Raw genomic sequence first — 13,715 nt, forward strand, 5'->3', positions numbered from 1 at the left:
AACTCATAACTCCTAACTAAACGAGGACTTGTTGCCATTCCAAGCGATCAAGAGTACGCGATCGCTCTAGGGCACGTTCAAAACTATCGAGTTTGGCGTCAATAGTCAAGGGTTCACCAACGTAGCCTTGGATTGCTTCTTGGGTTTTCAGACCATTGCCAGTGATGTAAATCACGGTAGTTTCATCTGGATCAATCTTGCCAGCTTCTACCAGTTTTTTCAGCACGGCCACAGTTGTACCACCAGCCGTTTCTGTGAAGATGCCTTCGGTTTCTGCCAGCAGCTTGATGCCATCAATAATTTCGGCATCATTGACTGATTCAATATTACCACCAGTCTTCTGAGCTAACTCCACAGCATAAATGCCATCTGCTGGGTTGCCGATCGCCAGCGATTTAGCAATTGTATTCGGTTTAACTGGCTTAATAAAGTCGCGTCCTTCTTTGAAGGCTTGGGCGATGGGTGAACAACCTTCAGCTTGAGCACCGCTGAAACGAACACTCTTGTTTTCTACCAAACCAACTTCTACAAATTCTTGGAAACCTTTATAAATTTTTGTAAATAATGAACCAGATGCCAAAGGAGCAACAACATGATCCGGTAGTTCCCAACCTAGTTGTTCCGCAACTTCAAAACCTAACGTCTTAGACCCTTCAGAGTAGTAAGGACGCAGATTGATATTGACAAAACCCCAGCCATGTGTATTAGCAACTTCCGAACAGAGACGATTTACTTGATCGTAGTTGCCCTTGACGGCCATGAGGGTGGGACTGTAGATTAGGCTACCTAGAATTTTACCGGCTTCTAAATCTGCGGGGATGAACACACAGCAGTCTAAACCGGCGTGAGCTGCGATCGCAGCTGTAGAATTTGCCAAGTTACCAGTGCTAGCGCAAGAAACAGTAGTGAAACCCAATTCTCGCGCTCTCGATAGAGCAACTGACACCACCCGATCCTTAAAGCTCAGGGTGGGCATATTCACGGCATCATTTTTTATATAAAGCTTATTTAGACCCAGGCGACGGGCAAGACGATGGGAACGAACCAAGGGAGTCATACCCGTTCCCACATCTATAACATTGTCAGTTGCGACAGGCAAAAAGGGACGATAGCGCCAAATGGAGTTGGGTCCAGCTTGAATTGTTTCACGAGTGACAGTCAGACGTAGGGCGTTGTAGTCATACTTGACTTCTAACGGGCCAAAACATAACTCACAAACATTACTGGCTTTGAGTTCGTATTCCGCACCACATTCTTTACACTTTAAGGCTTGAAAGTAGGCAGTGCTGCTTTGGGTTTGGGTTTGGGTTTTGATTGCCTGAGTCATAAACTAGCTTTCCCTGTTTGTCTGTCGACTGTCGCCTGATAGTAACACGAGTAAAAATACCAGTCAAACATACCCGACAAAAATTGTCGGGTATGTTTGGTATTGAAAGGAATAATTATTGTAAAACTTTAACATCAGTAATCCCTACATTTAGTATTTACACTTATACATCTAATGTTATAAAAAAAGAAAACAGCTTCAACTACTCAGCATTAACACGGCTAAATAATATGACTAAATTGCATTCCAGTCATGCTTAATTTGCATTTATTTAAATTACTATCTCATTTAAGTAATTTAGATTACTTAGTTAACTTTCAATTTTTTTATCTAAACGACTCTATTGAGCAGTATGTCTTTCTGATGGGAAAGACGCAAAAGTATTTTCAGATATAAGTTTTAGTGTTTTTAGCACCTGAGTTAAACCAGTCAAATTTTTATGTGTGTTGCCAAAATAAAGTTACTTTTTCAACTTTGATGCACTCATTCATAGCTAGATAAGTTACTTATTTATACGGAAGATTTTTTTTGCTGTAAAAGCTACATTGCTATTTACATCAACAACTTAGCAAAATACAGTAATAAATTACACATATTTGCGATTGCCAGCCTTGAGTTTCAAGGGTAAGCGTAAAACAAGTAGACAAGTTATTTCTGGTTATTGCCTCAATATAATTTTCAAGGAGTGTCAATCATTTCACTCCTTAAATATGCATTCCCGAAACGTTGAAGTTTTGGGCAGCTATAGTCGGCAATTCTTTAAGGAATTGCCGAACTTTATCCTGTCTCAAAATCCAAGATACAAGTTCAGCAAACAAACAAACTACTTTTATGGTAAACCGAAATAAATCTGTCAACAAGCAGCGTAAACTTTACCAATCTCTAGTAGCAACAGCATTATTAACTGGTAGCTTTTTCCAATTCATCGCACCTGTATTAGCTGACGGAACGACTGCGGGTACATCTATAAGTAACACCGCAACAGCAACCTACGAAGATCCCAACAGTCCAGGGACAACAATTAATTCCACTTCTAACACTGTCATTGTCACCGTAGCAGAGGTTGCTGGTATTACCGTCACTGCGTCTGGTGTCACAGATGCCACTTCTAGTCCTACCAATACCACAGTCCAGGTTGGTGACTTACTCATTTACACTTACACCCTAACCAACGTAGGTAACGACCCAACCAGATTCCGCATTCCTAACCAAGCCACAACAACTGGGCCGGGTACTGTTTCTGGAACATTACCAGATGGTGGTACAGTTAATAGCCTGCAATATAGTACTGACGGTGGTCAAACTTGGATAAATATTCCCCAAGGTGGCGTAGATACACCCTCAGTTCCGGTTGGTGGTACTGTGTTGGTGCGCGTACCAGTTACCGTACAAGCTGGCGCTCAAACTAACGACATCATTACTGTTACTCTTGGTAATACTCCTGGTGATGCTCAAAACCAACTGCGGAGTCCTGATGGTGGTGACGTCTTCACCGTAGATAACGCCGATGGTGGTGCTGTTGGTGAGGTAATTGGCGCACCAGTTAACGGTACACGGGAGGCTAGCGCCACCGAGCAAATTCAGGTTGGTTTAACGGTGAAGACCTACACTTTAGCCACCGTTCTCAAGATTCGTAGTGGCTATAACAATGCTGGTACTACTGCAATTACAGATGACAAGCTGACTTACGATTTGAGTTTGCGAGTTGAGTCCAACGATCCCACAGGACAGGGAATTACACCAGCAGCTTTGACCGGCACAAGCATCAATGTTGATGGTACTGTTGGTACTTATATCTTGGTTTCTGATGCGATTCCTGCGGGTACAGATTTGGCAGTAGCGCCAACTCCGCCACCTGGTTGGCAAGCTGTTTATACTACTGACCCAGTTACAGCTGATGCGAATACAGCTAATTGGAAAACCTTTCCTTTGAAAGGTGCTGACACTCTCCCTGGTATTACTCGCGTTGGTTTTATCAATAATCCAGCGACTATTACTTCCATTGCTCCTGGTACAACGGTGAATGGCTTCTCGATTCAGCTAGGCGTTGAATCAACTGCAACTTCACCCTTAACCGTCGCTAACATTGCCCAATTATTTGGTCAAACACCCAGCAGCAATCTCCCAGTCTACGACGACTCCGGCGACCAAAATCCCAGCAACTACAGTGGCCCACCAGGGAATATGACACCTCATGGGGTTACAGATACCAATGGTGATGGTGTTCCCGATACTCTATTGGCTAGCGACGTTGATGATGGCTATATTATTACTCCAGCAGCTCCAGAAACTGGAACTGATACAGGTAACAACAACACTGGTGATGGTACACCAGGAGGTGAAGCAAACGTTTTCACACTGCAAGCACCTGTTGCTTCAGCGATATTCAACGGGCCGCAGAATGCGCCGGATGCAACTGGGCCATCGGGTGGAACCGACGATGACTTCACGAACAAATCTTCTCTGGTTCCTGCTGGTACGGCCCCTGGTAGTTTACTCGATCCTCAGTCAGTTGGCTTCACCAACACAGTTAAAAACAGTGGTACTGATCCAGGCGTTTTGAAGCTAGAACCAACACCACCAACAGTTCCAGGAGATTTACCGAATGGTACGAAAGTGACTATTACCTATAATAGTCAGTCTGCTATTTATACCTACAATAATGGAGTGTTTACAGGACCAGTTACACCAATAACCATTCCCAACTTTGCTCCTAATGCAACTCTCAACTATGGTGTAGAAGTCGATTTACCTGCTGGTACGCAGTTATCCACTGATATTGACAGAGGCTTTCCAGTCCCCATCATTGCTTCTATTGACAACTACACAACGGATAGTAACGCTGATGGAATTAAGGATACTGGCAACGATAATATCTTTGATTCAACCAACAAGACTATCGATCGCGTGTACACTGGCTTCTTGAAACTGCGAAAAGTGTCACGAGTCTTACAAGGAACTGGGCCTGTAGTTCAGGGGAATGATGGCACATTGAGTGCCGATGCGAAGAAGCCCGCACCAGGAAACATTATTGAGTACCAAATTCAGTACAGCAATATTTCTGAGCCTCAATCTGGAACTGGGAATGTGATTTTGAATGCTGACAAAGTTGTGATTGTTGAAGATGGTACGCAAAGCCCCAATAACTGGGCGCTAGACAATGATAACAACACTCAAATTGATACTAGCAATATTGTTGGTTCAGGCAAGGATTCTGGGGCTGCAACCATCCAATTCTTCAGTGGTAATCCAGCTAATAGCTCTGGCATCGACCAAACTGGAACTACGGTAAATACTGATGTAACTAAGTATGTAGATACTGTAACTGGCGTGATCGCACCGGGTATTCAAAGAACATTTACCTTCCAACGTAAGGTGAACTAATTCGTTGGGAATTGGGGACTCCAAGGTTTGCAAACTAACCAGTTTTCCTCATTCCCAACCCCGAAACAGGAAGTAAAGAAGAGAGTGACTCTTTCTGAGTAAAAGCAGGGAAAGATAAGTCAACAATCAACATTCTGGAAGTTTTTTGAGGTTATTTATATGAGGCGTGTTTCTCTTGCAGGTTTAGGAGCGATCGCACTGATTGTTACAGTTCCATTTCTCAGTCAAATTCCGGGATGGCATTCAGGAAGTGCCGTTGCTCAGAATATCAAAACTCAAGGGCAAATTCAATTGCGCTTAGAAGCAGAAAAGCAAGTGGTGGCACAGGATCAGCAGGGTAAGCAAAGCCAAAAATGGGAACCTTTAAAAGGTCAAGCGGTGGTACGACCGGGAGATGTGTTGCGATATACCTTGAGTAGCGAAAATAAAAGCGATCGCTTAGTGAAGAATTTGACTCTGAATCAACCTATTCCCAAGGGAATGATATACGTACTGAAATCTGCAAATGTGGCTAATAATGGAAAAATTACTTACAGCATTGATGGTGGGCGCAGCTTTGGAGAAAATCCCACTGTTAAAGTTATTCTTCCTGACGGCAAAGTGGAAACTAAACCAGCACCGGCCATTGCTTACACCCACATCCGTTTACAGGTTCCGTCAGTTCCAGCAAAAACGACAGTCAAGGCGACTTATCAAACCCAAGTGCGTTGATTGAAATTGGGGTCTTCCTTGGTTTTTTCTACTAAGGACAACCCTCACGCAACATTTAATAAATCAAATCGGATTAATAATTTCGGATTTTTACAAATAAATAAGTGTTTTTCTTAACAAAAAATTTGGTATCCCAGAGGAGATATGTTCAGTGAGCCGTCCTCAAAACCAAAAGCAAATTACTTATAGCAGTAGATGGTGGCGACGGTTAACAGCTACTCTTCTTCTGGGAAGTTTTTTGCATACTACTATACCTATACCAGCGATCGCGCAACAGAATAACAATCTGGTTGCGTCTTTGCCATTAATAAACCAAGCTACTTATACTTATACAGATTCCGGCAGTAATTATCAATATCAAGGCAGTTCTAGTCAGATCAATGTTAGTCCTAGCCCATTAGTTGATCCATTAGGGCGAATTTTAGGTTGTGCTGGCACAATCTTACCTGACTATACAGGTTTTTCAGTTGGGGTATACGAACCTAACTCTAGTGATCCAACGGGGACAGAGTTGGGCAGTTTGGTTTCTCTGACTCGAACAGAGTTACCAGATATTCCTAATAACAACATTCCTGGTGGTAAATCGCCAAATATCGAGAATAGTAACCCTTACTTCGTGACGAATAACCCTGCGGGTGTCTACAATTTTTTACTTGATCCGAATAAGGGTCAAACTGATCCAGGTAGAACCTACATTTTTGTAGTTAATCCACCACCAAATTCTATCTACAAACAGCGGCGGGTCAAAATTGAAATCCTTGCTAGTAGTGGTACACAAGGTAATGGTGTCGTGCGATATGTCGCTACTTCTCTAGATGGTCAACCAATTAGTCTTACAGGCGAAACCAGGGTAGAGCAAACAGTTGTTTTAGTTCCCAATGCAGAAACAGTGGGACTGGATTTATTAGCCTTTGAATTCACCACAAATTTGTGTCAAGCCAATCAGTTACAGATTATCAAAACAGGCGATCGCGCTGCTGCTGAACCTGGAGATACGGTAATCTACCGCCTGTCGGTGAAAAATCTCGCTGATGCTGGTTTAAATAATATATTTATCACCGACAACCTACCTTTAGGATTCAATTTCTTGCCGAAATCTGTGCGGGGAGAGTTGGATGGTCAACCAGTCACTATCACCTCAGAACGCAATGGAAACACAGTCACATTCCGCACAGACGTAACGATTCCCACAGAGAAAGTTCTGAATATTGCCTACGCTGCTCAACTCACAGCCGACTCACTGCGTGGGAATGGTCGTAATAGTGCGATCGTGAATGGCCAACGAGCTGATAACAGTTTTAGCACCAAGGATGGTCCAGCAACCCACCAGTTGAAAATTCGTCCAGGAATCGTTTCTGATTGTGGCACGATTATCGGTCGAGTGTTTGTTGATAAAAACTTTGATGGTGAACAACAGCGTGGTGAGCCAGGAGTACCAAATGCGGTGATTTTTCTAGAAGACGGGAACCGCATCACTACAGATCCGAATGGTTTGTTCTCCTTAGCTAATGCTTTACCTGGATACCACACAGGTGTTCTAGACCTCAGCAGTGTACCCGGTTACGCCCTAGCTCGTAACGAAAAATTCCGCGAACGAAATAGCCAATCTCGCTTGGTGCATTTAGAACCTGGTGGCTTGGTACGTATGAACTTCGCTGTCACCCCCACATTTCAGGAGTCAGTGAAGAAATGAAACCCAGACTGCACTGTACAACTACATTTAACCTGAGATTGATGGGGGCGATGCCAGTAGTAGCTCTCAGCCTTGTTTTGTATCCTGCGATCGCCAAAGCTGAAATCACTAGCGAAAACCTACTTTTCCCCGATTCTCTTTCACAAGCAAATAAGAGTGTAGAAGATCCTGACTTTTCAAGTTCTAAAAAGGGAGAGACTTTGAATTCTCCCCATGTTTTGGGAAGTTCTGACAAGCAACTTTCACCCCTCGAACTTCCCTCAACTTCTTCAGCACCAGTTATTGATACTTCAATTCCAGATATCCAGCCAAGTGAAACGGAAATACAACCATTTCAACCAGCAACTTCTGTTGATTTGCCCAGAGGCTTACGTAAAATAGCAGCATACAAAGACACTGAGACACAGTTTGAAGCTTCTCCAACAGAAATACAACCATTTCAACCAGCAACTTCTGTTGATTTACCTAGAGGCTTACGCAAAATAGCAGGAGTAGAGGACGCGGGGACAACGGAAGGGGTGAAGGAAAATATTCCCGTGTCCCCCACTATCCCTATTTCTACAGCAATCAAAATTTTGACTCCAACGGCTGACAGTGTTGTAGATGTACAAGCTAGCACGGTAATTGTACAGTTTCCCGCTGGTAGTCAAGTGGAATTGCGGGTAAATGGGGCGTTGGTAGACCCTTCTTTGGTGGGACGGACGGAAACTGATGCCACCACAAACTTGGTAACGCAGACATGGTATGGTGTCTCGTTAAAAGAAGGTGCAAACACCATCTCTGCACAAGTTGTTGGCGGGACAGAACCTCCTGTAACAGTGCAAGTTGCTGTTCGGGGAGCGCCACAAAAACTAACTTTAGAAACAGTTGAGTCCCGTATCCCAGCAGATGGACGTTCTACGGCGACAATTCGGGGTCAACTCATCGATGCAAGTGGTAATCGCTCTAACCGTGATGCTGTTGTCACTTTGATCCCTACTGCTGGCGAGTTGGTTGGGAAAGACTTCAAACCCGATGAACCGGGATTTCAAGTGGAGGCGAAAGCTGGGCAATTTACAGTGATGTTGCGATCGCAGCTAAAAGCGCAAACTGTGACAATTCGCGCGATCGCTAATGATTTAGAAGCCTTTACTCAACTGCAATTTGAAACGTCACTACGTCCGAGTTTGGTGACAGGGGTCATAGATTTACGCTTGGGTGCTAGAGGTACAAATTATTACGGCAGTTTCCGTGATTTCCTCCCTCCAGATAAAGACAACAGAACGCAATTAGATTTCAATTCCGCGATATTTGCCACTGGTGCGATCGGGGAATGGTTATTTACAGGTGCATACAACAGTTCTCGTAGCCTGAATGAAGATTGTAACTGCGATAATCGCCTGTTTAGAACTTACCAATTCAGTGAGCAAAATTATCCTGTCTACGGCGATAGCTCGAAAGTTGATGTAGTTGCGCCTTCCATTGACAGTGTATTTCTGCGTTTCGAGCGTTCAGCTCGCATCCCCGGCTCCGATCCAGATTATGGTATGTGGGGTGACTACAACACAGAAGAATTTGCGCGGCGATCGCAGCAATTTACTTCTATCACTCGTCAACTCCACGGTTTTAAAGCTAACTACAACTTAGGAAACCTACAAATTACAGGTTTCTATGGGAATAACTTAGAAGGGTTTCAAAGAGATACCATTGCTCCCGATGGTACTAGTGGTTATTACTTCCTCTCTCGCAGACTACTACAACCAGGTAGTGAAAATGTCTTTATCGAGTTAGAAGAACTCAATCGTCCTGGGACTGTATTAGAACGGAAACAGCTTAACCGAGGCCCAGACTATGAAATCGACTACGATCGCGGTACATTAATATTCCGCGAACCGATTCTTCGCACCGATATTGATCAAACTGGACAAGTGTTGGTACGTCGGATTATTGTTAGCTACCAATATGACGACCAAAACTCTGACGGCAATATCTATGCTGGTCGTTTGCAATATAACCTTTCCCGCAAACTTAACCAAGAAAGTTGGATAGGAGCAACTTATGTTCAAGAAAATCATGGAGTGCGTGACTTTCAACTCTACGGTGCAGATGCGCTGATTGCTTTGGGTGACAAAGGGAAGTTAATCGCAGAATATGCCCATTCCACTAATGACTCTGATGTTGTGGGAAAAGTTAGTGGTGATGCCTACCGCTTGGAGGCTGAGGGAGAAATTGCCAGTGGGATTCAAGGTCGTGCCTATTATCGTTTTGCTGATACGGGTTTTGCCAATAATGCCACTATCAGCTTTGTACCGGGGCAAACCCGTTATGGAGCGCAGGTTACAGCTAAACTAACTTCAAGTACCAACGTTAGGGTGCAATACGACCACGAAGACAATTTTGGGATTGCTCCCCAACCTCTAGACACCTTTGAAGAACTGTTTGCACCTCGTTATGAGGCCATACCTGGGAGCAAAGTTGATAATTCACTGACGACGATTTCCGCTGGGATTCAACAACGTTTGGGTAAAGCTATTCTGGATGTAGATTGGATTCATCGTAATCGGGAAGACCGTATCCCCGACAGCGCTCTGAATAGTAATTCTAATCAATTGCGATCGCGTTTTACAGTTCCCATTGCGAAAAACCTGACTTTCCAAGCCCAAAATGAACTCAGCTTATCTTCCCAAAAAGATACTGTTTACCCAGACCGGACTATTTTAGGGTTGAATTGGGCAGTACTTCCTGGTGTCAGCGTCAGTTTAGCTCAACAGTTTTATACTGGCGGTCAATTTTCGGGTAATTCTATCACCAGCTTAAGTGTCAATGGTGAACACAAACTCGGTACTGATACTACCTTGACTGGTCGTTACTCAATTTTGGGTGGTGCAAATGAACTGACTACTCAAGGTGCAATTGGTCTAAATAACCGCTGGACTATTGCTCCGGGATTGCGGCTGAATTTAGCTTACGAACACGTATTTGGCAACTTCTTAGGACGAACTGCGGCGGGTCAACAATATGCCCAACCCTACGCCTTTGGTCAAGCAGCATCAGCGATCGGATTTGAGGGTGGCGATAGTTACAGCGTTGGGTTGGAATACAGTGATAATCCCCAGTTTCAAGCCAGCGCTCGTTACGAACATCGCTCCTCTTCTGGTGGTAGTAATACAGTAATTACCGCAGGTGCAGCGGGTAAAATTTCTCCGGCTCTGACGGCTTTGGTACGTTATCAACAAGCAAACTCTTCCAATCAGAAGCTTTCAGGATTGGGAGATACCGCTAATTTGAAGCTGGGTTTAGCCTACCGCGACCCCAATAGCGATAAATTTAATGCTTTGTTGCGTTATGAATATCGCCAAAATCCGACAATTATTCCTGAAACTATTCTGTTAGGTAGTGGTACGGGTTCCCAAGACCATACCTTTGCTTTAGAGGCTATTTATGCCCCTAACTGGCAATGGGAATTCTACGGTAAGTATGCTTTGCGTAACAGCACTTCTTATTTAGCCAACGATTTAGTTGGTACAAGTATGGTTAATCTGGGACAATTGCGAGCTACTTATCGTTTGGGATATAGCTGGGATTTAGTTGGTGAGGCTCGTTGGATTGGTCAATCTAACTACAGCGAAACAGGCTTTGTTCTGGAAACAGGTTATTACCTTACTCCTAATCTACGCCTTTCTGCTGGATATGTTTTTGGTAAAGTTGATGACCGGGATTTTTCTGGGACACGTTCCGCAGGTGGGGCGTATTTGGGCTTCACGGTCAAGCTTGACGAATTGTTTGATGGTTTCGGACAGCAAAAACCTGTAGCACGTCAGCAACCAGAATCTACGGTGCAAACTCTGTTAAGGAGGCAGGAGGCAGGAGGCAGAAGGCAGAAGGAATCCCCATAAATGAATGGCACGCTTGTTAAGCTGAAGAGTATGCAGCGTAAGGATTGCAGAGGGGCAGGGGGCAAGGGTGCAGAGGGGAATTTCTAAACTGTCCGTTCGCAATATCTAAAACTTCTTCTTTCTCCCCTGCTCCTCTACACCCCTGCTGCCTCAACGATTTTCCCTTTTCTTAGTGCCATTCTCCCCATAAATATCTTTACTGAAAACTGGGAACTAGGAAGAGTTTTCTTCTCTACGAGACGCTGCGCGAACAAAACTTGATTGGGGTCTAAATTCCCTTCCAAGTTTTCCCAGTCCCCAGTTCCTAATCCCCAATCACTTCTTCAAGTTTCCTCTGTCAGCATCCAAGCAGAGTAAGCATCCTCAAAAAATCTGCTTTGATGACGAGTTCCCTTATCCTTGCTGACTCTTACTTTCAGGGTAGTTGTGTAAACTCCATCCATTACCTGATGTCCATAACCACAAACTTGACCAACTTGCCCTGTTCTTTGATGCAAAGCATAATCTCCAATATTCAGCATAATTCTGATTCCCTAATTAACTAGGCTGAGTAGTTTGTTTTTGACTGTTTGGGCGCGATAAAATCACTTTGAGGATATTACCGCGCTCAAAACTGTAAAATTAAGCTGCAATCCGGGGTCGGTTATTGGGTGCAGTTGGAGCCAGCAAACGACTGTATAGCTGAGTCAGTCGGAATGCCACACTATACCAACTAAAAGCAATTTCTGTCCGTTGCCTTGCTGCTTCACCTAACTGGTCTCGCCAAGCTGGGTTGATCAGAATGCGGTCTATGGCAGCAGCAAAAGCCACTTCATCTTTGGCGGGCGCTAGTAACCCTGTGACCTCTGGTACAACAGTAAACTGCAACCCACCGACATTACTAGCTACGACTGGAGTTTTACTCGCCATCGCCTCAATGGCAACTAAACCAAAAGGTTCGTAGTGACTGGGAACTACGCAGACATCAGCAGCAGCGTAGTAGAAGGGGAGGACAGTTTCATCTAGGCGACCGGTAAAGGTTGTACAATCTTCTAATCCGAGTTCATTGACAATTCTGGCGATGCGATCGCGTTCAATTCCATCACTCTGACCTGGACGACTACCACCCCCAATCACTAGTTGGAGGTTAGCCTCACCCCTTAAACTCGACTTGCCAATGGCTCGTACTAAAGTTTCAATACCTTTGCGTCGGTCAAAGCGACCAACATAGAGAACCATCTTGGCATCTGGTGCAATTCCCAACTTTTCCCGTGCAGCAGACCGCGGAATTTCCCCAAATTTGTCAGTATCAGTACCACAGGGAATCATTTCAATGTTCCCTTTGCTGGAAACGAGTATCCGCATGTGTTTCTGTTCTTGTGGACTGGTCGCAACCACGCAGTCTACAGTTTCTAGACAGGCTTTTTCTATAGCTAGTCGCTGGGCTGCAATTACGGGAACATCGCCAATACTTCTGTATTTAACCGCTCCTAAAGAGTGGTAAGTATGCACCTGAATCAGTGGTTGTTGCTTTTTCAATTCCATGCCAACCCAAGAAGACAACCAGTAATTGGTATGGATTAGGGAGTAATGGAACCCTTGGCGTCGCTGGAATCGCTGGAATTCTTCGATAAATTCAGGTAAATGGTTAAACAAGTTATCTCGCCCAATAAACTCAGCTGGGCCAGCGTTTAATCGAATAGTACGACAATTCAGACTATGTTGAGCGATCGCAGCTTGGTCAGGACTACTACGACGAGTGAACATATCCACTTGCCAACCTTGCTGTGCTAGGGCATAACCTACTTGACGCACATAGACATTTTGACCCCCAGCTTCTTCTTGACCGATTTCAACAGCCGGGTCACCATCGACAGAAATTAGAGCAATGCGATGTTTCTTATTCTGGAACATAGCTGATTTTCACCTCAAGGCAAATAATCCTACCTCAGACGCCAGAAATCAAGATATTATTATCCTCTCTCAAGGCCGAGGGCAGGCACAACGAACCACAAAGTTACCAGCCAAAGGACACTGACGAGAACAAGGCATTACTTGTAAGAATGCTTCTCGTTCAGTCTCTTCTCAATGCCGACGAAGTTAGCTGACGGGCTAGGACTGAGAGATGTCCTTCTTGAAAAAGTTATAAGTTCTGAGTTATGAATTATGAGTTATCTATTTAGTAACTTTTAACTCCTCACTCTTAACTCCTCACTCTTAACTCTAACTTTCTTCAAAATACGCCCCAAACTTGGTTCCTCCGCTCCGGTTTACCCTTACTCACAAAACTTTTCAGGGAATATAGTGGATTAGGCAGACTGATTTATTTTTCTTCACAGTTTATAACGTGTCATCATCAACTATGTCAACAGTATGAACAAAAAAAGTGTGCTGGGGGTCACTTTAAAGCTTGTTGTGCCTAGCGTTGGAGAATCAGAGTATAGAGGAAACTTGGAGTTTTTAAGATGCTATCAACGAGAAGCTTACTGATATTCACTGCTACATTTTATTGATTTTTTGGGAATGAAATAGTCTTGAGAATTTTAGTGCAAAAAAATCTGTGAGAGGATATTTGGAAAGTCAACAAATATACTCGAAACCTCTTTCCTGCAAAGAAAGAGGTTTGGAAACCCCCATTTCCTCATAGGGAAGGAGAACTTAAGTCTCCCCACATTAAATGATCTCATCAATTATATGTCTCTTCTTACACCTGTTTAACAACTCGTATTTTCTCCTGGTCTTGTTC

The 13,715-nt window shown here is 44.0% G+C and carries 7 protein-coding genes and 1 riboswitch; of the genes, 4 read left to right on the forward strand and 3 right to left on the reverse strand.

The features are described from left to right. Positions 1-16: 16 nt before the first annotated feature. Positions 17-1,327 (reverse strand): threonine synthase, encoded by a 1,311-nt coding sequence (gene thrC, locus ACWATR_RS02325; protein WP_460329116.1) that lies wholly within the window; start codon positions 1,325-1,327, stop codon positions 17-19. Positions 1,328-2,158: 831 nt separating this feature from the next. Here thrC and ACWATR_RS02330 point away from each other — a divergent pair. The 4 genes from ACWATR_RS02330 (at position 2,159) to ACWATR_RS02345 (ending at position 10,990) form a co-directional block, all read left to right on the forward strand. Further along, on the forward strand, positions 2,159-4,711 hold the full coding sequence (locus tag ACWATR_RS02330) for a beta strand repeat-containing protein (protein WP_460329118.1): 2,553 nt from the start codon (positions 2,159-2,161) through the stop codon (positions 4,709-4,711). Between the two features lie 159 nt (positions 4,712-4,870). Beyond that, the gene (locus ACWATR_RS02335; RefSeq protein ID WP_460329120.1) at positions 4,871-5,422 is read left to right on the forward strand and encodes a hypothetical protein; all 552 of its coding nucleotides are present in this window, start codon (positions 4,871-4,873) and stop codon (positions 5,420-5,422) included. 151 nt (positions 5,423-5,573) lie between these two features. After that, positions 5,574-7,115 carry a hypothetical protein gene (locus ACWATR_RS02340; protein WP_460329123.1) on the forward strand — a complete coding sequence of 514 codons (1,542 nt, stop codon included), beginning with the start codon at positions 5,574-5,576 and terminating at the stop codon, positions 7,113-7,115. Then, the gene (locus ACWATR_RS02345) at positions 7,112-10,990 is read left to right on the forward strand and encodes a TonB-dependent receptor (protein ID WP_460329125.1); all 3,879 of its coding nucleotides are present in this window, start codon (positions 7,112-7,114) and stop codon (positions 10,988-10,990) included. The genes ACWATR_RS02340 and ACWATR_RS02345 overlap by 4 nt, the downstream gene beginning before the upstream one ends. Before the next feature lie 323 nt (positions 10,991-11,313). On the opposite strand, the gene ACWATR_RS02350 is transcribed toward ACWATR_RS02345, so the two are convergent. Then, positions 11,314-11,511: a hypothetical protein gene (locus ACWATR_RS02350; protein WP_460329128.1), complete on the reverse strand. Its 198-nt coding sequence runs from the start codon at positions 11,509-11,511 to the stop codon at positions 11,314-11,316. 100 nt (positions 11,512-11,611) lie between these two features. Further along, positions 11,612-12,883: a glycosyltransferase gene (locus ACWATR_RS02355; protein ID WP_460329130.1), complete on the reverse strand. Its 1,272-nt coding sequence runs from the start codon at positions 12,881-12,883 to the stop codon at positions 11,612-11,614. Between the two features lie 160 nt (positions 12,884-13,043). Continuing rightward, positions 13,044-13,292: riboswitch (cyclic di-AMP (ydaO/yuaA leader) on the reverse strand. Between the last annotated feature and the right edge of the window lie 423 nt (positions 13,293-13,715).

The sequence above is a fragment of the Nostoc sp. UIC 10890 genome (genome assembly GCF_054786515.1).

Coding starts and splice junctions, on each gene's coding strand:
- thrC (WP_460329116.1), bottom strand. CDS start 1,327: ATGACTCAGGCAATCAAAACCCAAACCCAAACCCAAAGCAGCACTGCC.
- ACWATR_RS02330 (WP_460329118.1), top strand. CDS start 2,159: ATGGTAAACCGAAATAAATCTGTCAACAAGCAGCGTAAACTTTACCAA.
- ACWATR_RS02335 (WP_460329120.1), top strand. CDS start 4,871: ATGAGGCGTGTTTCTCTTGCAGGTTTAGGAGCGATCGCACTGATTGTT.
- ACWATR_RS02345 (WP_460329125.1), top strand. CDS start 7,112: ATGAAACCCAGACTGCACTGTACAACTACATTTAACCTGAGATTGATG.
- ACWATR_RS02350 (WP_460329128.1), bottom strand. CDS start 11,511: ATGCTGAATATTGGAGATTATGCTTTGCATCAAAGAACAGGGCAAGTT.
- ACWATR_RS02355 (WP_460329130.1), bottom strand. CDS start 12,883: ATGTTCCAGAATAAGAAACATCGCATTGCTCTAATTTCTGTCGATGGT.